We start from the raw sequence: 22811 nt of genomic DNA, 5'->3' as shown, positions 1-22811 counted from the left end.
ACTAAATACAAACGTTATGAGCATTAGAAAAGTAAAAGGTATTAGGCTTTTTGCTTTGTATTCTCAGTGCAGCGTGTAGCGCCTCGGTGTCCTCTGTAGTTCAAGAATAAAGGTTTTAAATAAAGTTAACGGGTTTCGAGCTTAATCCTTCACCCAGTACTATTATTACAATAAGATCTTAGTGATTTATTTACCACCGAGGGTTGGAGAAAACAGAGAAAGTGACTAAATACAAACGTTATGAGCATTAGAAAAGTAAAAGGTATTAGGCTTTTTGCTTTGTATTCTCAGTGCAGCGTGTAGCGCCTCGGTGTCCTCTGTGGTTCAAGAATAATTTTTATGTTTTGGGTTTAAGTGATTTATTCACAAAGAGGGCTAAGAGACGCTGCGCTTTTAGTTATTTAGCCCGCAACTCGAAGCTCGTCGCTCGTTGCCCGTCGCTCGTCGCCCGTCGCTCACGACATCAAAGAATGCCGCGACATGAAGTCGCTGCTGCAAATCGACAATAATATCAACCTGATACCTAGCACCTAAAACCTATCGCCTGTTCCAATTTACTGCTCTTCTAAATCAAATTCGGTGGTGTGGCCGTCGCCGTGTATGAGCTGGTAGCGATCTAAATTACCGCCTTTAAGGGTAACCAAACTAATAGCCGAATCACTTACTAGGTACTTTTGCCCTTTGCCTTTAGTTTGGTGTTTGTCGACTTCCATGTGCCAGCGTTTGGTAAAAAAGTTAAGCGGACTTTTAGGGCCATATAAAATGGAGTCGAGCTTATCAAGCACATTTATTAGCTTACGCGGGAACTCGTTTTTAATGCCACTAGCTGTGAGCTGCCAAATTCTGTTGGGGTGATCGCCAAAACGCTTTTGCACTGAAAAACAAAACGAATAATGCACGTCGCCTGATAAAATCAGCGTTTCATTTGGAGTGTCGGTACGTCTAAATGTGTCGAGCAATTTTTTAGCTGAGCCTTCGTGCGCCATCCAGTTTTCTACATCAACCATAAGTGGTTGCCCACACATGTTAAACACCGCTTGAATCGCCTCTATTGATTTGACTCCAAACACCGGTGCGGGCGATACAATAATGACTTGGTCATGGCTGAGTAGGCTTTCTTCAAGCTCAGTGAGACGCTCCCAATCTAACAAGCCTGAGGGTTCATTAAAGTTCTGCTCGTTACGCCAGCGGTGTGTTCGGGTATCAAGCACCACCACTTTAGGAATAGTTGTTAGCTCATAATGCCAATGGTTAAAATCGTTTAGATGTTTATCAAATGCTTTGAATTGCCATTGCTTATCCCCAGCTAGACTTGTTGTAAATGGAGTAAGTAGCGCACCGGTTTTTTGCAGTGCGTCGTTCCCCATTCCCTGAAACAGCCAATAGCTTGCTAAGCCATTATTTACAATACGCTTGCTACTGGGGTTTTGATTAATGGCTTGCTCCCACCCGGCGGTGAGGTTCCAATCGTCGGTTACATCGTGATCGTCAAACATCATTAAGGTAGACACATTGGCACATAATCGCTCTACCTCAGCTAAGCCTTTAGCGTAATCAATGAGTGTGGCTTTTTCTGTGCTAAACAATACTTGGCTTTTTTCGTTACCGCCTGAGTAATTTAGCTTTGATAAGTCAACATATTGCCACGCGGTACTACTAAAATTAAGTAAATACAGCGCTACAAACTCTTCAAAATGAATAAGGTGGTTATACGCTTTTACGCTAGAAAAATGCGGTTCGTCTTTTTTTAACCAGTAACCTATACCTAATTTAGAGCGCTTTTTCCACGAGGTGGTGGGTAGTAAATGATGGCGGCCATAAAGCTGTTGGCTAATATCGTCGGGTAAATCCAGCGCAAGCGCTTGCTCTTTATAAATTCCTAGTTGCTCAATGAGTTGATGGATAGCTAATAACATAGGCCCTGCTACATCGTCAGCATATACCTGATCGCCCGAGAGCAATAGCAACTGCGCCCCTTGTTGATTATTACTGCGTTGAGTAGCTTGCCACTGACTTGAACTAACTAGGCTGTCTTTTGCGGGATGATGTGCATTGCGACATGAGCCATGCAATATTTGCGTCAGTCTTTTGGGGATCACAAACGCAGGTAACGCACCATCATTAAAACTAAACGCTGATAAATCAACGGGGCTGTCATCAAAAAATAACTGATATTGTAGTAATATGTCGCGCGGGAACTGGCTGTTTATGGGTTTAATAACTATAAACTGTAAAAATAAATGTTCACCCAGTCTAACGCTATTTTGTTCGCTATAGCATTCGTAGCCCATTAGCTCTATACGGCCGTTTACCTGCTTTGAGGTAGCAAACTGAATACAAACTGTGGTTTTTTCTGCTCGGCGCACCATAGGCCCCATAAGTAACAGCGGGTGTTGCACCGAGAGAGTCGTCATGAGGTTAGCCTTTAGCTGCTAATTTAAATAAAGAATAAAAATTATCGGTAGTGGCCTTTGCCAATTCGTTAAAGCTAATACCTTTTAGTTCACTAATATAATAAGCAACGTCTTCCACATACGCTGGCTGATTAGTTTTACCACGGTACGGTACTGGGGCTAAATACGGCGAGTCGGTTTCAATAAGCAGTCGATCAAGTGGGATTTGTTTTACCACTTCTTTAAGTTCTACCGCATTTTTAAAGGTTACAATACCTGAAATAGAAATATAAAAACCCATATCAATGGCTTTTTTAGCCATATCCCAATCTTCGGTAAAGCAATGTAATACCCCACCGCAGTTTTCTGCTTTGTGTTCACGCATTAGATTAATGGTGTCGGCACGTGCGTCGCGGGTATGAATAATAAGTGGCTTTTGTAATTCGTTGGCTACTTCAATATGGCCAACAAAGCTAGCTTGCTGCACTGCGTGAGTATCTTTTGCATAATAGTAGTCAAGCCCGGTTTCGCCAATAGCCACTACTTTGTGGTGCGAGGCTAAATCAATTAATTGCTGTTTGTTGAGCGCGTCTTTTTGATCAAGCGGATGTACACCACATGACGCTGATACGTCGTCGTAATGCTTAATTTGCTCTAGCATGTTAGGGAACTGATCAAGTGTGACGCTCACACATAAAAAGTGTTCTACTTTTTTTGCGCGGGCGTTATCAAGTACTTGGTCTAGGTTTAAATCGAGTTTATCAAAATCAAGACGGTCTAAATGGCAATGAGAATCTACAATCAAAATAAGGCCTGTTTTTACTACATGGTATAAGTTGGATTGCCGGAGTTTAACATAGTCCCCAGCAGTTTTTCGATCTTCGCGTTTAGGTTTGTTTTATCATCTAAAAAGCTAATGCCGATCCCCGGAGGGTTTGAGCTTTGTGCACCTTGCGGAGTGATCCACGTGACTTTGCCGGTGACCACATCGTCTTCTAAGGCATCAGGTAAGGTTACTCGTAAAGCGAGTGAATACCCAGGCTCATAACGCATATTGGTGCGTACAAATAGCCCCCCTTTTTTTAAAAAAGGCATGTAGCAGCGATATAGTTCGTCAAGGTCATCTATATCAACTAATAGCTCTTGCATATCTAATCCTTTTTATTGGTTGCGTAATGTATACGCTAGTCGTGATACCGCAAGCGGTAAGTTTAGCCCAAGAATTTGTATGTTATTTTGTAAAAAATCATTCAAGGCTTGCTGTGCAACTTGGTAGGCTTCAAAACTCATGCCGTTTAAAAGCTGCTGTTTTAGCTGCTCACTTAAAAATAAGGTAAAAATACGAACAAGCTCAGGCTGTTTATTTATTATATCGACTAACGTATTGAAATTATGGCTTTGTTTAAACCCAGTTGCAAATTTATAGAGTGTATCAATACTTTCTAGCTGATTTTGCTGTTGCCACTGCTTTACTTGCAGGGGTTGGCTGTAAAACAATGATAACCATGGGTAGTTAGGCACATCTAAAGAACTTAGCCACTGCTGTGCTAGCTGGCTGTTGGTTACTTTGACCTCAGTTTTAGCACAGCGGCTTAAAATAGTCGCTGGTAATTGTGCCACTTGGCTGGTTGTGAGAATTAAAAACCGGCTGTTACTGGGCTCTTCTAAGGTTTTTAATAATGCATTTGCTGCCGCCGTAGTCATTTTTTCGCAGTTTTCAATAATAGCCACTTTGTTGCCATTTTGCGCTGCCGACTGGTGCATAAAATCGCTTATGCCGCGTATGTCGTCTACACCTATGCTTTGCCCTTCTACTTGGGTAACGCGTTTATCTGGGTGCGTCCCAGCTAGGTTTAACGAGCAGCTTTTACACTGCCCACACGGCGTTAGCACGCTATTAGGTGCACTCAACTGCGATTGTGTATTGTGACATAACAAACTGTTAGCTAATTGATCGCTTAGCTCAAACTTGCCTACTCCAATAGGCCCGCAAAATAGCTGCGCGTGATGAAAACGCTGTGCTTTATAGCTTTGAGCTAAACGTTGCTCTACATCGTTAAGCCATGGCAATGCCATATTATTTTAACCCTGAAAAAAATGTGCGTAGTACATTGGTAATATCACGATGTACTTTATCAATACTTTGGTTGGCATCGACTGTTTTTATGCTGTCGTCATCATTTGCAAGCTCAATGTAACGCATACGGGTGCGCTGAAAAAACTCAATGGCTTCTTGTTCAATTCTATCGAGTTCACCCCGCCCTTTTGCACGTTCAAGACCAATAACAGGGTCAATATCAAGGTAAATGGTTAAATCGGGTTTTAACCCTTTTAACACCATAGAGGATAACGATGCTAACGTGTTTGCACTAATTCCGCGTCCACCGCCTTGATACGCCTGTGACGATAAATCGTGACGATCAGCCAATACCCATTGCCCTTGTTCCAGTGCCGGGTTTATTACATTGTGCATTAGCTGTGAGCGAGCTGCGTACATAATAAGTAGCTCAGTTTCAAAGGCGATTTCTTCTTGATGCTCTGCTTTTACTAAAGTACGTAACGATTCAGCCAGTGGTGTGCCTCCGGGTTCACGCACATTAATAAAATCAATATGATGATGGTTTAAAAAGTCTTGGCACAGGGCAATCGCGGTTGATTTACCCGCGCCCTCTAGGCCCTCTATAACTATAAATTTTGGTTTCATAAACACTAATTCTTTTTATTTAAAATATACCGGTTAACCGCCGCATTATGTTGCTTTAATGTGGTTGAAAACTGATGGCTGCCATCGCCTTTTGCTACAAAGTAAACATACTCGCTTTTAGGCGGGTTTACCGCGGCTAAAATCGCTTCTTTGGATGGCATAGCAATTGGCGTGGGCGGTAATCCGTTAATACGATAAGTATTATACGGTGTGTAATTTCTCAAGTCTTTACGTTTAATATCACCGTCAAAATCTTCGCCTAGCCCATATATTACGGTTGGATCGGTTTGTAAGCGCATATTGGTATTTAATCTATTTATAAATGCCGATGCAATTAACGGACGCTCGCTGGCAAGCGCGGTTTCTTTTTCGATAATAGAGGCCATGATCAGTGCTTCATAGGCGGTATCGTAAGGTAAATCACTTGCCCGTTGCTGCCAAGCATCAGCCAACGTTTGCTGCATTTTTTGCGCAGCACGTTTTAGTAAACTGCTGGCAGTATCATTGCTATGGTAATGATAGGTATCGGGGAATAACCAACCTTCTAGATGGGTTTGCTTACCGATTATTTGCTCGCCAAGTTGCTCAAGTTTTAAATCGTTTTGTAAGTGTGTAGAAGTACTCAGAGTATTTAAAACATCTCTAAGTGCTTGGCCTTCAATAATGGTAAAGCTAAAGCTAATTTGCTGACCTTGGTTAATTTTTTTGATGTTATTAAGCACGCTATCTGAGCTTAATTCGTACAAGCCTGCTTTTAAATCGGTCAAGGTTGGGTCGAGCTTAGCTAATATTTGAAAACGCCAACAGTCTTCTACCCACTGTTGCTGCTGCCATTGACGGCACAACTTATTAAAGCCGGTGCCTTTTTTAACTTCAAATTGGGTGTTATCGGCTATCTGTAATGGCGTTTGAATTGTTGCCTGTAATTGCTGATAGCCAATCACTGAGCTAAAAAAAGCCAGCAATAATACTGATACTATAACTTTTAACACTAAGCCTCCTTGGCTACTGTTAGTAATGACTGACTGTGAGCAATATCAAAACAGTGCTCGCCTATGCTTTTTACCGGCACAATTTTCATTAAACTATTACATACAAATACCGCGTCTGCTTGGGTAAGCTCATCAACGCTGATAGTTTTAAATTCAATTGCTAATTTATCACATAAAGATTGCAGAAAAACACCTTTAATGCCGCACTCATCAAGTCTGGGGCTAATTACTTTATTATTTTTTATTGCAAAAATATTAGCCGCTGAGGTTTCAATTACATTGTTGTTGTAGTCAAGTACAAGTGCATCATCACTTTGCTCGGTTTGTAGGGCATTTTTGATCAGTACTTGCTCAAGCCTATTTAGGGTTTTAAGCCCAGCTAAATGAGGCTGTAAAGCCAGTTTAATTGGGCTAATAGCTAAACTAATTCCTGTTTCGCGTAAGCTGTGATAATGCGCTGGATAAGGTAAAACACTCACAATAATGTTTAAATTACATTCGCTTGGCGGCGCATAGCCTCGCCCACCCTCGCCTCGTGTTACCACTATTTTAAGAACCGCTTGAACCTGTGATGCTATTTGCTGAGTAATGTGCGACTCAAGTGCTTTAAACTCAAGCGCCGGAAACCCTAAACGCTGCGCGCATTCAATTAAACGCGCTTTATGATAAGCCCAATGCTCAACCTGTCCATGAGTAATAATTGCGGTTGTAAAAAAACCATCGCCATAGTTTAAGCCCCTATCGCGAATACTTATGCTACTGGTTTCACTTGCTGTTATTATTGTTTGCATATTTTTTTACACATAAAAAAACCCAGTTAAACAACTGGGTTCTTATTGTCGTTCGTTGTTAAAAAAGATTATACCTTTTTAAACAGTAACGAGCCATTAGTACCACCAAAACCAAATGAGTTACACAACGCGTAATCAAGTTTGGCGTCTCGCGCTGTGTGCGGTACGTAATCTAAATCACACCCTTCATCTGGGTTGTCTAGGTTAATTGTGGGTGTTACTTTTTGCTCGGTCAACGATAAGATAGACACTATCGACTCAACAGAGCCCGCTGCACCTAGTAAATGACCCATCATCGATTTAGATGAGCTTACCATCACATCTTTCGCTGAATCACCAAAAATGGTTTTAACCGCTGAGGTTTCGGCTTTGTCACCCGCGTGAGTAGACGTACCGTGTGCGTTAATGTAGCCAACTTGCTCTGCATTTACTTGCGCATCGTTTAATGCGTTTTCCATAGCCAGTGCTGCACCTGCGCCGTCTTCTGGTGGCGAGGTCATGTGGTAGGCATCGCCACTCATGCCAAAGCCAACAAGCTCTGCATAAATTTTAGCGCCACGTGCTTTAGCGTGTTCGTATTCTTCAACAACTACTACACCAGCGCCATCAGAAAGCACAAAGCCATCACGGTCTTTATCCCAGGGACGAGACGCTGCTTGTGGGTCGTCGTTACGCGTTGAAAGCGCACGTGCGGCATTAAAGCCACCCATACCAATTGGCGTACACGCTTTTTCTGCGCCACCGGCAACCATTGCATCGGCATCGCCGTAGGCAATCATACGTGCTGCATGGCCAATGTTGTGCAGGCCTGTGGTACATGCGGTTACAATTGAAATATTAGGACCACGTAAGCCATGCATTATTGATAAATGACCCGAGATCATATTAATAATGGTAGACGGTACATAAAACGGCGATAACTTTCGTGGACCGCTGTTTAGTAATTTAATGTGGTTTTCTTCGATTAGGGTTAAGCCACCAATGCCTGAACCTACCGCTACACCAATACGGGTTGCGTTTTGCTCTGTTACTTCGAGGCCTGAATCTTGAAAAGCTTGAACACCCGCTGCAATGCCATACTGGATAAATAAATCCATTTTTTTAGCATCTTTTGGCGACATATAAGCCGATGCATCAAAATCATTGATTAAACCAGCAAAGTGAGTACCAAATTTTGATGTGTCAAAGTGGGTAATGTTTTGAATACCACTTTTACCATCTAATAAGCCTTGCCAGGTTGATTGCACATCATTGCCTAGCGGCGTCAACATTCCTAAGCCAGTTACGACGACACGACGTTTAGCCACGGTTTGCCTCCAATAAGGAATTATTATTATACCAATTAACTTAGCTCAGTTTATTTCAGCGTTAACGCTGTTGCTAGTTATGTTATTAGTATTGGGGATGATCATACCCAAGCTACCTCAAAGTGCGAGTCTCAAACCAATAACCAACGCTGAGCAATAACAACTTAATTGCTGATGATAGGTGAGGGTTTGGAATTGAATCATGTACTTTGAGGTGGTTTGGATATAAAGATTAAAGGCAGCGGATGCTGCCCTTAATTTGCGATTAATTACTCAGCGTGAGCTGTAACGTAATCGATTGCAGATTGTACTGTAGTGATCTTTTCAGCTTCTTCATCTGGGATCTCAGTGTCGAACTCTTCTTCAAGAGCCATTACTAATTCAACAGTATCAAGAGAGTCTGCACCTAGGTCATCAACGAATGAAGCTTCGTTTTTAACTTCTTCTTCTTTAACACCTAGCTGTTCGATGATAATTTTCTTTACGCGTTCTTGGATATCGCTCATTCTTCTTTCCTTTATTAAAAACGCCAATGCGTTATTTTCAGATTGCGGCGTAGTTTACGTCCGATAATTCTCTGATTCAATCTTTTGACCATAAATAATTTGCTGGTCAAACCTCTTGAGTGTTTATTTTATCTTTTATCGCTTATTTTCACAGCGATTTCAAGTATGTTTAAAGCAAGTTTGCGAAAAATTCAATATTTTTTAGCAAACTCATTGGTAATTTGTGGTTTAACTATTTCGCATTGCGAAGCTAAACCATGTACATCGCACCATTTACATGCAAAGTTTCACCTGATACGTACGCAGCGGCGTCAGATGCTAAATAACACACAGCTGCTGCAATCTCATCTGGCTGGCCTAAACGACCCGCAGGTACGTTTGCAAGCGTTGCTGCTTTTTGCTCATCTGTCAAATCATCCGTCATGTCTGTTTGGATGAATCCCGGTGCAACCACGTTAACAGTAATACCACGAGAAGCAACTTCACGCGCTAATGATTTAGAAAAACCAATAACACCCGCTTTAGCTGCCGCGTAGTTCGCTTGGCCAGCGTTACCCATAGTGCCCACTACTGAGCCAATATTGATAATACGGCCGTTCTTTTTCTTCATCATTGGGCGAAGTACCGCTTTAGATAAACGGAAAATAGAGCTTAAGTTGGTGTCGATAATATCGTCCCACTCATTTTCTTTCATGCGCATTAATAAATTATCGCGCGTAATACCGGCGTTATTTACTAAAACATCAATATCACCTAAATCGGCTTTAATTGCCGCTAATGTTGCCTCAATTGACGCAGGATCGGTGACGTTAAGCGCATAACCCTTACCGTTATCACCTAAGTATTCGCTAATTTTAGCCGCACCTGACTCGCTTGTCGCGGTGCCCGCTACCTTTGCGCCTTGTGCCACTAAGGTGTTTGCAATCGCTTTACCAATACCACGGCTAGCGCCGGTGATCAGGACAACTTTGCCCTCTAAAGAAAATAAATTACTCATATTATATACTCTTATTTAGCTGTATCGATTGATGCAAGGTCGTTAACTGAGCCACACACCATCGCTTTATCAATGCGTTTTGCAAGTCCTGTTAATACTTTACCAGGGCCAAATTCATAACTTTGCGTTACGCCTTGTGCAACTAATGCTTGCACTGTTTCAGTCCAACGAACTGGGCTGTATAACTGACGTACTAATGCGTCTTTAATTGCATCGGCTGAACCTTCAGCTTTTACATCAACATTATTAATTACATCACACTTAGGTGAATTAAATGTTAAAGCCGCTAAATCGGCGGCTAATTTTTCAGCCGCAGGTTTCATAAGTTCACAATGCGACGGTACGCTGACCGATAATGGTAGCGCACGTTTTGCGCCGGCTTCTTTACAAGCTACTGATGCTCTATCTACTGCATCTTTATGACCGGCAATAACCACTTGGCCTGGCGAGTTGTAATTAACCGGTGAAACAACCTCACCTTGTGCAGACGCTTCACATGCCGCTTTAATTTCGTCATCACCTAAACCAATAATAGCGGCCATAGAACCCACACCCGCAGGGACGGCTTCTTGCATGTATAAACCACGGTTTTCAACCAGTTTTACGGCTTCACTTAGGCTGATCACATCGCTACATACTAGTGCTGAGTATTCGCCTAGGCTGTGACCTGCCATGACAACGTCTGCATCTGGATTTGCTGCTAACCAATGACGGTAAATAGCAACGCTTGCTGTTAATAAAGCAGGTTGAGTACGGTGAGTTTGATTTAGTTTTTCTTCTGGACCGTTAAGAACGAGATCTGCTAGGTCGTATCCTAGTGCGGTTGATGCTTCTGCAAATGTGGCTTTTACTATGTCTGAGCTTTCAAGTAGCTCGTTTAACATACCCACAGTTTGCGAGCCTTGACCTGGAAAAAGAAGTGCAATTTTTTGTGCCATAGTTTGCTCTTTTAATTAAACAAAATAAATAATGTATAACACGGCACATCAATTTACTGATTGGCCACCGTGTCTTTAGAATGTGTTTTTTCGAAGATAGCAGCAATTTTATCCGGAAGTTGACGTTCTACTTCTTTCACTGCTTCGTCGATTGCGGCATGAAATGCTTTAGCTGAAGCATTTCCATGGCTTTTAACAACAATACCGCGCAATCCTACCAGAGAAGCGCCGTTATACTGGTCGGGGTTCACTCTTTTATAGAGTTTTTTTATGATTGGCGCCAACATAAACGCCATGCACTTATAAACAACGTGTTTTTCGAGAGCGCGAGTGAATTTTTTCATGATAAGTTTGGCAATGCCTTCGCAGGTTTTAAGTGCTACGTTACCGACAAACCCTTCACAGACGATAACATCGGCTTTGCCAGAAAAAATATCGCTACCTTCGCTATACCCAATATAATTAATCAGCTCGCTTTGCTGCATTAACTGCGCGGCTTGCTTAATTTCGTCGTGACCTTTAATGTCTTCGGCGCCAATATTTAATAAACTGACTTTTGGGTTATCACACCCGAGTGCTTGTCCTGCCACTACCGAACCCATAATGCCAAATTGATACAGCATTTGCGCATCACAGTGCACATTGGCACCTAAATCGAGTAAGTAAACAGGATTTTTTCGTTCAGTCGGTACAGCCGATATGAGTGCGGGACGTTTCACTCCTGGAAGCATTTTTAATACGTAATGCGCCATAAAAAATAGCGCCCCTGTATTGCCAGAGCTAACACAGGCTTGCGCTTCACCCGATTTAACTAAATCAAGGGCAACACGCATTGAGGAATCTTTTTTTGAGCGTATAGCAACAGCGGGTTCGCAGGCATTGGTGACAACGTCATTACAATGGCGAATTATTAATCTGGGATGAGAAAGTGAATCGAGTGATTCTAATTGTTTAGCTATTACTTGCTCGTTGCCACATAAAATGAGTTTTAAGTTGGCATTAGCATTTACCGCGGAAACGGCTGCGGGGATAGATGAACGGGGGCCATAATCGCCCCCCATCATATCTAACGCTATGGTTAGATTGGTCAGCATATAAGCAATCTCTTAGTTAGAAATTACTTGAACGCCTTTGTAGTAACCATCTGCAGTCACATGGTGACGACGATGAGTCTCACCAGATGTTTGGTCTACAGTTAAAGTTGGACCACTGATCGCATCGTGTGAACGGCGCATGCCGCGTCTTGCACGAGACTTTTTGCTTTTTTGTACAGCCATAGTCTTCTCCTAAGAATCTTTCTTAAGTTGTTTCAAAATATCAAATGGATTTGGTTTATCATCTTCCGCCTTTAAAACACCAAAGCTGGCAGGCTCTGCTGTATAACTGCATGAAGCTTCGTTGTGGGTAGGCACTAATGGCACTGCTAAAATAAGCTCGTCTTCGATTAACTCAAACACGTCTATTTCACCATTTTCATCAAGTGCTACTTCGTCGTAGCTTTCTGGAAGATCATCTGACTCTGCATCCAAACCGACTGGCGAATACACAAAGTCTTGATCCAAATCCAACCCTAAATCACCATTACAACGTTGACAAGTGACAGTTACGTGTGTGGACAAATTGCCACTAATCACAACTAAACCTTGCTCATCGTTTTTGCAATGAATTTTTACCGCTATTTCACCTACTTCTTCCTGGATAACCCCTCGCAAACGAGGAAGTTTCTCAAGCGGTACAATGCCGTCATACTTTAAACGGTGTTGCGCTGCTTTGCCCGGATGAAGGGTGATGGGAATTTTCACCTTTTGCATAGGGGCTGCATCATATAGATAGTTAGTGGGTTAGTCAAAGTAAAAAACCAATTTTACGTTGTTTTTCACGTGTTTTACTCACGGATCTGATTTATCCTAACTCAATCTGATTTACGCTAGGAAAACATGCCATGAAGCACTTTCTTATATTAGCCTCAAGCTCGCCTTTTAGGCAGTCTTTATTACAAAAATTTAATCTGCCTTTTGAAACGTTTTCGCCCGATGTTGACGAAACGCCTCACAGCAACGAAACGCCTAACGATCTTGTTAAACGTTTAAGCGAACTAAAAGCCGCAGCTGCGGTCGAGCATTTTGGCCAAGGCTTAGCGATTGGCTCCGATCAGGTTGCTGTATTTAATGACCAAATATTAGGTAAACCACACAATAAAGAAAACGCCATAAAACAACTCAGCTTATTTAGTGGGCAAACGGTCACTTTTTTAACTGGCTTGTGTGTGTACGATATAGACACTAAGCAAAGCAAAACCCTTGTTGAGCCCTTTAATGTCACTTTTAAAACGTTAACAACGGCGCAAATAAGTGCTTATTGCGATGCAGAGCAACCTTATAATTGTGCAGGAAGTTTTAAAAGTGAAGGCTTGGGTATTTGTTTATTTGAAAAGCTCAGTGGTGATGACCCAAATAGTTTAATTGGTTTACCACTCATTAAACTCAGCCAATTATTGGCTGAGTTTGGCTTAGATGTATTAAGTGCACAAACTAACTAAGTAAAAGTTGTTGCAACTGCTGATAGTTGTCAGCGGTTGCAATAGGCGTAAACTCGTTTAATTGCGCAGCGTTGTGCACGCCCATGGTTACCCCTAGCCTATCCATACCTGCAGCTTTTGCCATTGCCATGTCGATTTGGGTGTCGCCTATCATCAATGCTTCGTCGGCGCTTATAGCCAGCTCTTCAAGTAGTTGATAGAGCATATCAGGAGCTGGCTTTGATTTAGCGTCGTCGCTGGTACGCGTAGCACTAAAAAAATGACGCAACTGGCTCTCATCCAATAAACGCTCCAACCCTACCCGACTTTTACCTGTGGCAACCGCCAATATTACGCCTTGATTTTTTAACTCAGTGAGCACCTGTTCAACGTGCTCAAACACCGGTGTTGGGGTGGTATCAAGCGCATACTGCTGTTTATAACCTGCAATAAGCGCTTCGTGATGCTCACTGTAATCAGGAAACAAGCTCGCTATTGCGTTTTCAAGCGACAAACCAATAATATTTTTACTGGCAGTCTCGCTCGGCGGTTCAATATTGAGTAACTGTGCACTTTTGCGAATACAATTAACTATTTTGCTAATTGAATCCATAATGGTGCCGTCCCAATCAAAAATCACCAGCTTGTAGTTTTTCATGGTGGGTGAGATCACGCTTTTGCTGCTCTAAGTTTAACTAAACAACTTGATAGTGCCTTATCAAGCGGTGCTTCTACTCGCATAGTGGTTTCGTTTTTAGGGTGGTAAAAACTTAAATCATGGGCGTGTAAAAATAAGCGGTTTAAACCACGTTTACGCATTGACTCGTCAAACCCTTGATCGCCATATTTGTCATCACAGGCAATAGCATGACCTTGACACTGAGTATGCACACGAATTTGGTGAGTACGACCGGTTACAGGGGATGCTTGTACTAATGAGCAATCGTTAAAACGCTCAAGCACTTTAAAGCGGGTATGCGACGGTTTGCCCTCGGTATTATCAACACGTACTACGCGCTCACCCGATTTTAGGGTGTTTTTGCGCAAGCCCTCAGTCACATTTTTTGTTTTAGAGTCCCATTGACCCTCAACAAGTGCCCAATAATTTTTTTCCATGGTTTTTTCGCGTAATTGCTCATGCAAGGCAGTCAGCACAGAGCGGCGCTTAGCAATGAGTAAACAACCTGATGTATCACGGTCTAAACGATGCACAAGCTCAAGGCTGCGCTCTTCTGGGCGTAAAACACGTAATGCTTCAATAAGGCCATAGCTTAGGCCACTGCCGCCATGCACAGCCATACCCGATGGCTTGTTAATAACAATCAGGTATTTGTCTTCAAATAGAATATCGTCTTCAAGGCGCGTTACTTTATCGAGTTTTGAAGGGACAAACTCTTCACGCTCTGACACTCTGATTGGTGGTATACGAATAACGTCGTCTAACTGCAATTTATACACAGGCTTAATGCGTTTTTTGTTTACACGCACCTCACCTTTACGAAGAATTTTGTAAACTGCGCTTTTAGGCACCCCTTTTAAATGGGTAATAAGAAAGTTATCAATACGCTGACCTAGGTGGTCTTCGTTGATAGTGACAAAAGTTACTTGTAAGCCGGTTTTTTCTGACATTGCCTAATCACTGATTTAAGTAAAATAATTTAGTTGCTAACACAGTTATAATAGTGGGATAATCAGCAGCGCAAATATTTAGTATTTGCAAATAACAACGGTGCTTTTTAACACATTAAAACATTCGTGATGCACATTCTGGGTAACCGATCATACAGATCCGAGTTAAGTTTTCCAAAGCTTTTATACATACCCAGTTAACACGTGCGCACAACTAACGGCAATGCGCGTAATATATTGCTGCTTAAGTTTGAACATGAATTGATTTTTAAAGTGATAATAAAAGCAATGAACAGATAATTTGTCTGATAGTGGCGGCGTAAAAAAACGCCGTTCAGAATTCGCTCAAATATTGTAGTACCGTACAGCAGCTTATTTAGAACTAAAAAAATCTAATAAATAAGCGTTCATTAACATCGGTAGCGATTTTTGCTCATAAAAACGATAACGGTAGTTTTAAAAACGAAACTATGGTTTGAAGCTAAAGAGCCCTACGCACCTAATATGAATGCATTTAATAAGATTGTTATGACAGGCCAACTTCTGGATAAAACGAGTATTGAGCTAAAAAGCCGACACGTTTGTATCCCCTTAGAATTTAATAGCGTGATTACACCCTATTGTTTGCCGGCATTTAAAATACTGCTTACTAAATACAGAGCCGTTCCGTTAAAGACCCAGTCGTGAGGCTGCACATTCTAAAAATAGGAACACCTGAACAGGCGAGAAAACATCGTCATGTCAGCGACACAAACTAGTAGAGTAACATTATGAAACGTATGCTAATCAATGCAACGCAGCAAGAAGAAATGCGCGTAGCACTGGTTGACGGCCAGCGCCTATATGATTTAGATATAGAAAGCCCAGGTCACGAACAGAAAAAAGCCAATATTTACAAAGGTAAAATCACACGTATTGAACCATCTTTAGAAGCAGCATTTGTTGATTACGGTGCTGATCGTCATGGTTTCCTTCCTTTAAAAGAAATTGCCCGTACTTACTTCCCGCAAGGTTACACCTTTCATGGTCGTCCGAATATTCGCGACGTGATCAAAGAAGGCCAAGAAGTTATTGTACAAGTTGATAAAGAAGAGCGCGGCCAAAAAGGGGCAGCACTGACTACCTTTATCAGCGTGGCAGGTAGTTATTTAGTGCTTATGCCTAACAACCCTCGCGCTGGCGGTATTTCTCGCCGTATCGAAGGTGATGAGCGAACTGAACTTAAAGAGTCGCTAAGCCGCTTAGAACTACCAAAAGGTATGGGCTTAATTGTACGTACCGCAGGTGTTGGTAAGTCGTTTGAAGAACTAAACTACGATTTAAAAGCATTATTAGTCCACTGGGAAGCCATTCAACAAGCGGCAGACAGTGCAAAAGCACCATTTTTAATTCACCAAGAAAGCAACGTAATTTTCCGTGCAATTCGCGATTATTTACGTCGTGACATTGGCGAAATTTTAATTGATAAGCCTCGTGTTTTTGAAGAAGCTAAAGCGCACATAGAGCGTTTTCGTCCTGATTTCATGAGTCGCGTTAAGCTTTATCAAGGTGATACACCGTTATTTACACATTACCAAATTGAAAGCCAAATTGAGTCTGCGTTCCAACGTGAAGTGCGCTTACCTTCAGGTGGTTCTATTGTAATTGACCCTACTGAAGCACTTACCTCTATCGATATCAACTCGTCTAAAGCAACAAAAGGCGGCGATATTGAAGAAACAGCGCTTAACACCAACCTAGAAGCGGCAGATGAAATTGCACGTCAACTTCGTTTACGTGATTTAGGTGGCTTAATTGTTATCGACTTTATTGATATGACACCTCCACGTCATCAACGTGAAGTAGAAAACCGCTTAAAAGATGCTGCTCGCCCTGATCGTGCGCGCGTACAAATTGGTAAAATTTCTCGCTTTGGCTTACTTGAAATGTCACGCCAACGCCTACGCCCTTCACTAGGCGAAGCAAGCCAAGGTGTTTGTCCACGTTGTAGTGGTCAAGGTACAATTCGTTCTAACGAATCAATCGCATTGTCTATTCTTCGTTTAATTGAAGAAGAAGCGATTAAAGACAACACCGCTCAAGTTAATGCTCAAGTGCCTGTTGCTGTTGCCGCTTATTTATTGAATGAGCAACGTCGTAGCGTTCACCGTATTGAAAAGCATCATAAATGTGATGTAGTGATTATTCCTAATCAACACATGGAAACACCTCACTACGAAGTAATGCGTTTACGTAAAGATGAAACGCTTGAAACTGTAAGTTACGAGCAAGTTGTTGCGCCTGAGCCTGAAGCATTTGAAATGTCTAAATCGCCAGCGGCACCTGTTCGTGAAGAGCCGAAGCTTAAAGGCGTCGTTATGCCTTCAACGCCTGCTCCACAAGCGGCAGCAAAAGCTGCGCCGGTAGTAGAAGCAAAAGCTGAAATTGGTTTATTTGCCGCATTAGGTAAATGGATTAAGTCGTTATTTGGGTCTGATACTGAGCAAAAATCAGAAAAACAGACTGAAAAGCAATCGCAAGATCGCCCTAGTAATAACCGTGGTAATGATAATCGTCGTCGTAATAACAACCAACGTCGTCGTAATAATAACCCTCGTAATAAACCGCGTAACGAACGCACTGCAGACACTGAAGCTAAAAATGAGTCGGCGCCTGTAAATGATACGCAAGAAAAGAATGAGAATCGCAATAAGCGCCGTCGTAATTCAAATACGCGTAAACGTCCTGAGCATAAAACTGAAGATAAAACGCAAGTAAAAGCAGAGGCAACTCAAAATGCGGATACTGTAGTTAAATCTGATAAGAATGCTGAGCCAAAAGAGCAAAAGCCTAAGGTACGTCGTCAACGTCGTAATTTACGTAAAAAAGTTCGCGTACAAGACGAAAGCACAGAGCAAGTTCAAACAACTGAGCAAGCTGTTGAGCAACCAGTGGTTAAAGAAGACAAGCCACAAGTGAAAGAGCAAGCTCCTGTTGTTGAAAAGCAAGCGCCGGTATCTGATGAAAAAGCACCTTCACCTGCTAAAGAACAAGCTGAGGCTGTTGTTGATGCAAACGATAACGTGGCAACACAAAATGAAGAGCAAGAGCAAACACGTACTCGCTCACGTCGTTCACCGCGTCATCTTCGTGCATCTGGCCAACGTCGTCGTCGTCCTGAAGGTGAAGGCACGCAAGAGAAGTCTGATGAAGCGCCTGCTTTCATTCCAGTTGCGGATCAAGCCGCTGCTGAATACGAAGCAGAGCTAAAAGCAAAAGCACATAAAACGGCCGTTGATGCCTCTGATGCAGTTGAACAAAACATTGTTGAAGAAGAATTAGCGAAAGTTGAAGAACCTGTAAAAGCTGAAGAACCAGTAAAAACTGAAGAACCAGTGAAAGCTGAAGAACCAGTGCAAACTGAAGAGCCAGTAAAAACTGAAGAACCAGTAAAAGCTGAAGAACCAGTGAAAACTGAAGAACCAGTGCAAGCTGAAGAGCCAGTGAAAACTGAAGAACTAGTGAAAACTGAAGAACCAGTGCAAGCTGAAGAACCAGTGAAAACTGAAGAACCAGTAAAAGCTGAAGAACCAGTAAAAGCTGAAGAATCAGTACCAGCTGAAGAACCAGTAAAAGCTGAAGAATCAGTACCAGCTGAAGAAGTTGCTGTTGAAGCTGAAACAGCACCGGTTAGCGCTACTGAAACACCTATAGAAGCGAAAGAAGCACCGGTGGTTGAAAATAAACCTAAGGCAGTTTCGCAAGCGAGTTCAGCTAATGTAAACGCTAAAACTGTGATTACAGCAGGACATGCAAGTGCGCCAATGGCACAGCCTACGCCTGTAGCCGATAGCGAAACCAAGCATACATCGGTTGCAATGGCACATGACAAACGTGAGTTAATCCCTGACAGCGGCCTTCGCCCTGGCTCGGTAAGACCTGCCGGTCGTGCAAGCTCAGCAATGACTAAAACGCTGAGTGCTGAATAAGCACTGAGTTTAGCTCAAAGCATAAAAAAGCCGCGTTAATTGATTTTAACGCGGTTTTTTAATGCCTGGCATTTATGTATCTGGCAAACGGGGTTCGGGTAAAGTCGAAAGTTAGCGGGCTACGGGGATCGGGCTTCGAGCCTGATCCCTAACCCCTTAGCTCGCAACTTGCTGTGAGCAAGATCTATGTCTACAGCTATTCCTAACACCTAAAACATGCGCAAGGTAAACTCCCGCCTACGGATAAGGTCAACATCGAGGTTTATTGTAGGCGGGGCTTTATGCCGCGCAAAGGAATTATTCACAAAGAGGGCTAAGAGACACTGCGCTTTTAGAGGGTAAAGTTACAATCGAAAGTTAACGGGTTGCGGGGAGCGGGCTACGGGGATCGGGTTACGAGCCTGATCCCGCAACCCGTTGTGAGTTTAATCTTGCTGTTGTTCCATAAAACGCTGTAGCTGATCTTTTAGGTTTGGTGGAATGCCCTTGATCACTAACGTATCAGTGGCTTCATTATAAGTTACACGCTCGCCTAAATGCTTACGCTCAAAACTGATACTGACTCCACCGCCTAAGCCTGAAAATTTAACCATGCTGGTTACCGTTTTTTTATCAACCGGGAATGACTCTTCTAAGTCATAGCTTTGCTCTTTACAAAAACTTTCAAACGGGTTGTCGTCGCCTTTAGTAAGCGTTGCTGAAAGTTCACTCACATTAGCTTCTTCACCCGTGGTAACACAGTCGTTACAGTAATCGAATACTTGCTTACGTAACTCGTCTTTTTCAGATTTATCAAACTCTTGCTCTGATAAGTAGTCTTCTACCGCATTGAGCATCACTTGACTTTGCTGCTTAGGATCAATGCCCTCTTCACAACCTAAAAAGTCTAAGAAAAAGTCAGCGACTTTACGCCCTGCACGACCTTTAATAAATGAAATATAACGATTGTCGTCTGCCTGGGTATCCCATGCGGTTAAGTCAATACGAGCAGCCAATTGCATACGCGAAATATCTAAATGACGCGATGCGGCTAAATCAAGCTCAGAGGTCATTGAGTAATGCTCTTTGATATTGATCATGGCAATCAACATATAATCAGTCGCCACGTACTGATAATGACAAAATACTAAATAGCCGGTTTCATTAAAGGCGTATTTATCTAACTCTTCTTTTAATACCGTTGATGCTTGCTCGGTCATATGCCAAAAGCCAAGCTCATTATTGCGATAGCTTTGCATGGTAGAGGCTACAATACTGTTTTTTTCGCCACTAAAAGCACAAAACCCTTTGCCTGGCTTGCCATTGTAGGCATGGTGTAATTGCTCAATGAATACAGCCACTTTATCGTTGATAGTCATTTCGTCGTTACGAAGGTGAATTTGAGTGTCGTCGTCTTTTTTGTCTACATAGTGAACGACTAATTTTTTAACATCTATTGCCATCTTTGTTTTTCACGCCTCTGGTGTTAAAATACGGGAATATAACTCTTTTTATTGAACCAACTGATGCCAATCTTATCAAAATACTCTAATGAAGAAGTAGAACAAATCGTCGATCAGCTTATTGATGTTTTATCAAAACATAATGCGCCGGTTGATTTAAGTCTTATGTGTTTAGGAAATTCTATCACGCATATCTTAAAAGAGCATGTACCAACAGGGAAAAGACAAGCCGTTACCGAGAACTTTGCAAAAGCACTCGCGCAGTCGGTTAAGTAAACTCTATGAATTTATCGCAGCACAACCAGTTTTCATCGAAAGCGAGTCAATTATTAAGTTGGGGTCATTGGTTTACATTTGCCAATATTGGCTTAGCGCTTTTAATTAGCTTAAGCTATTTATTTGCCGATTCGCCACCGACCACTTATATGGGTATAACCTATATGATGGTTACTTGGCTAAGCCACACTAGCTTTATTGCATTTTTAGCGTTTGTGCTGACGGTTTTCCCTTTGAGTTTAGTATTCCCCTACCCACGGCATATACGTGGTATGGCAGCAGTGATTGCAACTGTCGGGGCCTCAATACTGACTTTAGACGCTTACGTCTACTTTAACTTAGGTTATCATTTAAATGCCTCTGCACTGCCTGAAATTATTTCACTGTTGTGGCATCGTGTAACAAACTCACCCGCACTTACTACCTTGCTAGCAGGCAGCATAGTGTTAGCAATATTAGCGTTTCAATTGACTGTTAGTAATTTTACTTGGCATCATTTAGGGCGTTTGAAACAGTTTAAATTTGCCCGTTATGCTGGTTCATTTTTAGTGATTTGTTTTGCGCTAAGCCACAGCATTCATATTTGGGCTGATGCCAATTTAAAATTTGATATCACTAAACAAGATAATGTACTACCGCTTTCGTACCCGACTACGGCAAAAAGCTTACTCGCTAAAAACGATTTGCTGGATGTTGAAAGCTACGAGCAAGCGCACAACGTTAAAATTAATAACCAAGGTATTAATTATCAAGCACCTGCTCCATTAGAAAAATGTGAAGATTACAGCGCAGCAAAAGTTGATATCTTGGTGTTTGATAATGACGAGCAGCTAGCAAAATTTGTTGCCAGCCAACAAAGTATTTATAAAAACACGCAATTTTTACAACCCACCGATCATAGTGATATGTTATTTGGGCTTGTGTACGGCTTGCCAGCATTTTACAAAACGAACATTATTGAGCAGCAAACTTTACCCGTTTGGCAAAGCCAACGTCGTAGTGTGGAAGTGGCCGGTATTGATGAGCTGAGCTTTATTAACGAGCAAGCACACAAAGACAGTGCAATAAGAATTGTCAAAGGGGCTGAAAACGCCACTGTACGTGATGACGCTACTGAATTTTTTGCTTTTAGTATCTCGCAAAATAGCAATGAAATTGTAACCACGTCAACATTGTACAGCTCCGATAAATTTATTTCTAAGGTGAACGGTTTAATTCAGCCCAGCGATATTATCGCTACGAGCCTTGGCCAATACTTAAACTGTAATGCGCTTGCGCAGCAAACTATGCTGGGTGAAAACTTGTACAGTAAAAGTAATAATATTGGGGTTAATTACTCGCAAGGCGTGGTGATTGCTTATAAAAAAGATAGAATCACGCTTATTGATCGTGATGGAAATTTTAGAAATATCTCTGCCGCTGAAGGGTTTTCAATTGAACAAGGGCTTGATATTCCATTCTTAGTGCATGGTATTAAAAAGCTTAAAACATTTTCTCAATAGCACCTCATAATACGAGCGAGTCATTAAAACTGACTCGCTTAGTTTCTGTTATTACTCCTTTGCACTTGCTATCCCCCCAAGCTAGGTTATAGTTTTTATTATTAAAAATTATTAACTCGATCAGAATATACAAAGGATAATCATTATGTTCAGCGTTATTAATCTGATCATTACTGTCTGTATTTTATGTTTTAGCTCTCTTGCATTAGCTCAAACCACCTATTTCAAGTGCGTCACTCCCAAAGGCACCACTTTCTCTCAGTTTCCCTGTAGTGATAATGCTACCTCACACACAATAACCGCCACTGAGCCTAAGCAAACCGGTAAAGAAATAAACTATACCAAACAGTTAAACGAGCTGGAACGAGATACGATTATTTCCAATCTAGAAGCAGAGCTGCGCAGTAATCAGCATAAGTTAGCAATACTTTTACGAGAAAAAGACAGGGCTGATTTTAAACAACAGCAGCGTTTAAATCATATATTGAGCGCAGATGATAAAAAGCGTATTAGCAAAGATATTAGAAACACACAGAAAAAATTAGATAAGCAATATAAAAAAGATAAAGCATTGATTGAAAAGCGTATTAAAAAGTTACAAAAAAAGATTGATGCCTATCAACCTTAATCAGACTAACTTCAATAAATATCATCTTAATTAGCTTGGTTTTAAATATAAAATAACATACCCTTAACATCTATAGAGCATAAACTCTATTGTGTGTTTAGTGGTGTAATTTCCTTTGACCACCTTTTTCGGATTTAATACTAATACCAATTGCATTAAATTAGTGATCTATTATAGCGACAAAGAAATAAGTCGATAACAAGGCGAAAATTATGATACA

At 41.7% G+C, this 22811-nt stretch carries 22 protein-coding genes; 5 read left to right on the top strand and 17 right to left on the bottom strand.

Going from position 1 to position 22811, the window contains the following annotated elements; translation table 11 throughout:
* Positions 1-554: 554 nt before the first annotated feature.
* The 14 genes from QL984_RS15305 to yceD all read right to left on the bottom strand — a co-directional run bounded on the left by QL984_RS15305 (position 555) and on the right by yceD (position 12439).
* Positions 555-2414: an alkaline phosphatase D family protein gene (locus QL984_RS15305; RefSeq protein WP_290172914.1), complete on the bottom strand. Its 1860-nt coding sequence runs from the start codon at positions 2412-2414 to the stop codon at positions 555-557.
* 4 nt (positions 2415-2418) lie between these two features.
* A complete protein-coding gene (locus QL984_RS15300; protein WP_013464702.1) occupies positions 2419-3198 on the bottom strand; it encodes a YchF/TatD family DNA exonuclease in 780 nt (259 codons plus the stop codon).
* A gap of 17 nt (positions 3199-3215) precedes the next feature.
* Positions 3216-3542, bottom strand: coding sequence for a PilZ domain-containing protein (locus QL984_RS15295; protein ID WP_008109887.1), 327 nt, complete (start codon positions 3540-3542; stop codon positions 3216-3218).
* A gap of 12 nt (positions 3543-3554) precedes the next feature.
* Positions 3555-4469, bottom strand: coding sequence for a DNA polymerase III subunit (locus tag QL984_RS15290; protein WP_290172913.1), 915 nt, complete (start codon positions 4467-4469; stop codon positions 3555-3557).
* A gap of 1 nt (position 4470) precedes the next feature.
* A complete protein-coding gene (gene tmk, locus QL984_RS15285) occupies positions 4471-5097 on the bottom strand; it encodes a dTMP kinase (protein ID WP_013464700.1) in 627 nt (208 codons plus the stop codon).
* A gap of 5 nt (positions 5098-5102) precedes the next feature.
* Positions 5103-6089 (bottom strand): endolytic transglycosylase MltG, encoded by a 987-nt coding sequence (gene mltG, locus QL984_RS15280; protein ID WP_016899837.1) that lies wholly within the window; start codon positions 6087-6089, stop codon positions 5103-5105.
* Positions 6089-6880, bottom strand: a complete 792-nt coding sequence (gene pabC, locus QL984_RS15275) for an aminodeoxychorismate lyase (RefSeq protein ID WP_290172912.1) — start codon at positions 6878-6880, stop codon at positions 6089-6091. Before pabC ends, mltG begins: the two co-directional genes overlap by 1 nt.
* 68 nt (positions 6881-6948) lie before the next feature.
* Positions 6949-8187, bottom strand: coding sequence for a beta-ketoacyl-ACP synthase II (gene fabF / locus QL984_RS15270; RefSeq protein ID WP_008109876.1), 1239 nt, complete (start codon positions 8185-8187; stop codon positions 6949-6951).
* Positions 8188-8456: 269 nt separating this feature from the next.
* Positions 8457-8693, bottom strand: coding sequence for an acyl carrier protein (acpP, locus tag QL984_RS15265; RefSeq protein WP_008109873.1), 237 nt, complete (start codon positions 8691-8693; stop codon positions 8457-8459).
* Positions 8694-8943: 250 nt separating this feature from the next.
* Positions 8944-9690: a 3-oxoacyl-ACP reductase FabG gene (gene fabG, locus QL984_RS15260; RefSeq protein WP_008109872.1), complete on the bottom strand. Its 747-nt coding sequence runs from the start codon at positions 9688-9690 to the stop codon at positions 8944-8946.
* Positions 9691-9701: 11 nt separating this feature from the next.
* Positions 9702-10628, bottom strand: a complete 927-nt coding sequence (gene fabD, locus QL984_RS15255) for an ACP S-malonyltransferase (RefSeq protein WP_036956225.1) — start codon at positions 10626-10628, stop codon at positions 9702-9704.
* A 53-nt stretch (positions 10629-10681) separates the two neighbouring features.
* Positions 10682-11722: a phosphate acyltransferase PlsX gene (plsX, locus tag QL984_RS15250; RefSeq protein WP_013464695.1), complete on the bottom strand. Its 1041-nt coding sequence runs from the start codon at positions 11720-11722 to the stop codon at positions 10682-10684.
* 12 nt (positions 11723-11734) lie between these two features.
* Positions 11735-11905: a 50S ribosomal protein L32 gene (rpmF, locus tag QL984_RS15245; protein WP_008109865.1), complete on the bottom strand. Its 171-nt coding sequence runs from the start codon at positions 11903-11905 to the stop codon at positions 11735-11737.
* Positions 11906-11914: 9 nt separating this feature from the next.
* Entirely contained in the window at positions 11915-12439 is a 525-nt protein-coding gene (gene yceD, locus QL984_RS15240) for a 23S rRNA accumulation protein YceD (protein ID WP_013464694.1), read from the bottom strand.
* A 131-nt stretch (positions 12440-12570) separates the two neighbouring features.
* Here yceD and QL984_RS15235 point away from each other — a divergent pair, with 131 nt between their 5' ends.
* Positions 12571-13167: a Maf family protein gene (locus QL984_RS15235; RefSeq protein ID WP_290172911.1), complete on the top strand. Its 597-nt coding sequence runs from the start codon at positions 12571-12573 to the stop codon at positions 13165-13167.
* Here QL984_RS15235 and QL984_RS15230 read toward each other — a convergent pair.
* The gene (locus QL984_RS15230; RefSeq protein WP_036956224.1) at positions 13160-13804 is read right to left on the bottom strand and encodes an HAD-IA family hydrolase; all 645 of its coding nucleotides are present in this window, start codon (positions 13802-13804) and stop codon (positions 13160-13162) included. The two genes, QL984_RS15235 and QL984_RS15230, sit on opposite strands and share 8 nt — an antisense overlap.
* An 11-nt stretch (positions 13805-13815) precedes the next feature.
* On the bottom strand, positions 13816-14775 hold the full coding sequence (rluC, locus tag QL984_RS15225; protein ID WP_010389627.1) for a 23S rRNA pseudouridine(955/2504/2580) synthase RluC: 960 nt from the start codon (positions 14773-14775) through the stop codon (positions 13816-13818).
* Between the two features lie 770 nt (positions 14776-15545).
* Between rluC and rne the strand changes: the two genes are divergently transcribed.
* A complete protein-coding gene (gene rne, locus QL984_RS15220; protein ID WP_290172910.1) occupies positions 15546-18743 on the top strand; it encodes a ribonuclease E in 3198 nt (1065 codons plus the stop codon).
* 425 nt (positions 18744-19168) lie between these two features.
* Here the strand turns inward: rne and yejK are convergent, their stop codons facing one another.
* Positions 19169-20185, bottom strand: coding sequence for a nucleoid-associated protein YejK (gene yejK, locus QL984_RS15215; protein ID WP_058154455.1), 1017 nt, complete (start codon positions 20183-20185; stop codon positions 19169-19171).
* 63 nt (positions 20186-20248) lie between these two features.
* Here yejK and QL984_RS15210 point away from each other — a divergent pair, with 63 nt between their 5' ends.
* The 3 genes from QL984_RS15210 to QL984_RS15200 all read left to right on the top strand — a co-directional run bounded on the left by QL984_RS15210 (position 20249) and on the right by QL984_RS15200 (position 22591).
* Positions 20249-20461 carry a DUF1414 domain-containing protein gene (locus QL984_RS15210; protein WP_008109847.1) on the top strand — a complete coding sequence of 71 codons (213 nt, stop codon included), beginning with the start codon at positions 20249-20251 and terminating at the stop codon, positions 20459-20461.
* Positions 20462-20466: 5 nt separating this feature from the next.
* Positions 20467-21963, top strand: coding sequence for a DUF3413 domain-containing protein (locus tag QL984_RS15205; RefSeq protein WP_013464687.1), 1497 nt, complete (start codon positions 20467-20469; stop codon positions 21961-21963).
* 145 nt (positions 21964-22108) lie between these two features.
* Positions 22109-22591: a DUF4124 domain-containing protein gene (locus QL984_RS15200; RefSeq protein ID WP_013464686.1), complete on the top strand. Its 483-nt coding sequence runs from the start codon at positions 22109-22111 to the stop codon at positions 22589-22591.
* Positions 22592-22811 lie beyond the last annotated feature (220 nt).

This window comes from Pseudoalteromonas sp. APC 3495 (genome assembly GCF_030407645.1).
GTDB lineage: Bacteria > Pseudomonadota > Gammaproteobacteria > Enterobacterales > Alteromonadaceae > Pseudoalteromonas > Pseudoalteromonas tetraodonis.
The sequence above is the reverse complement of the archived record's forward strand: the minus strand, read 5'-3'. Positions and strand labels throughout refer to the sequence as shown.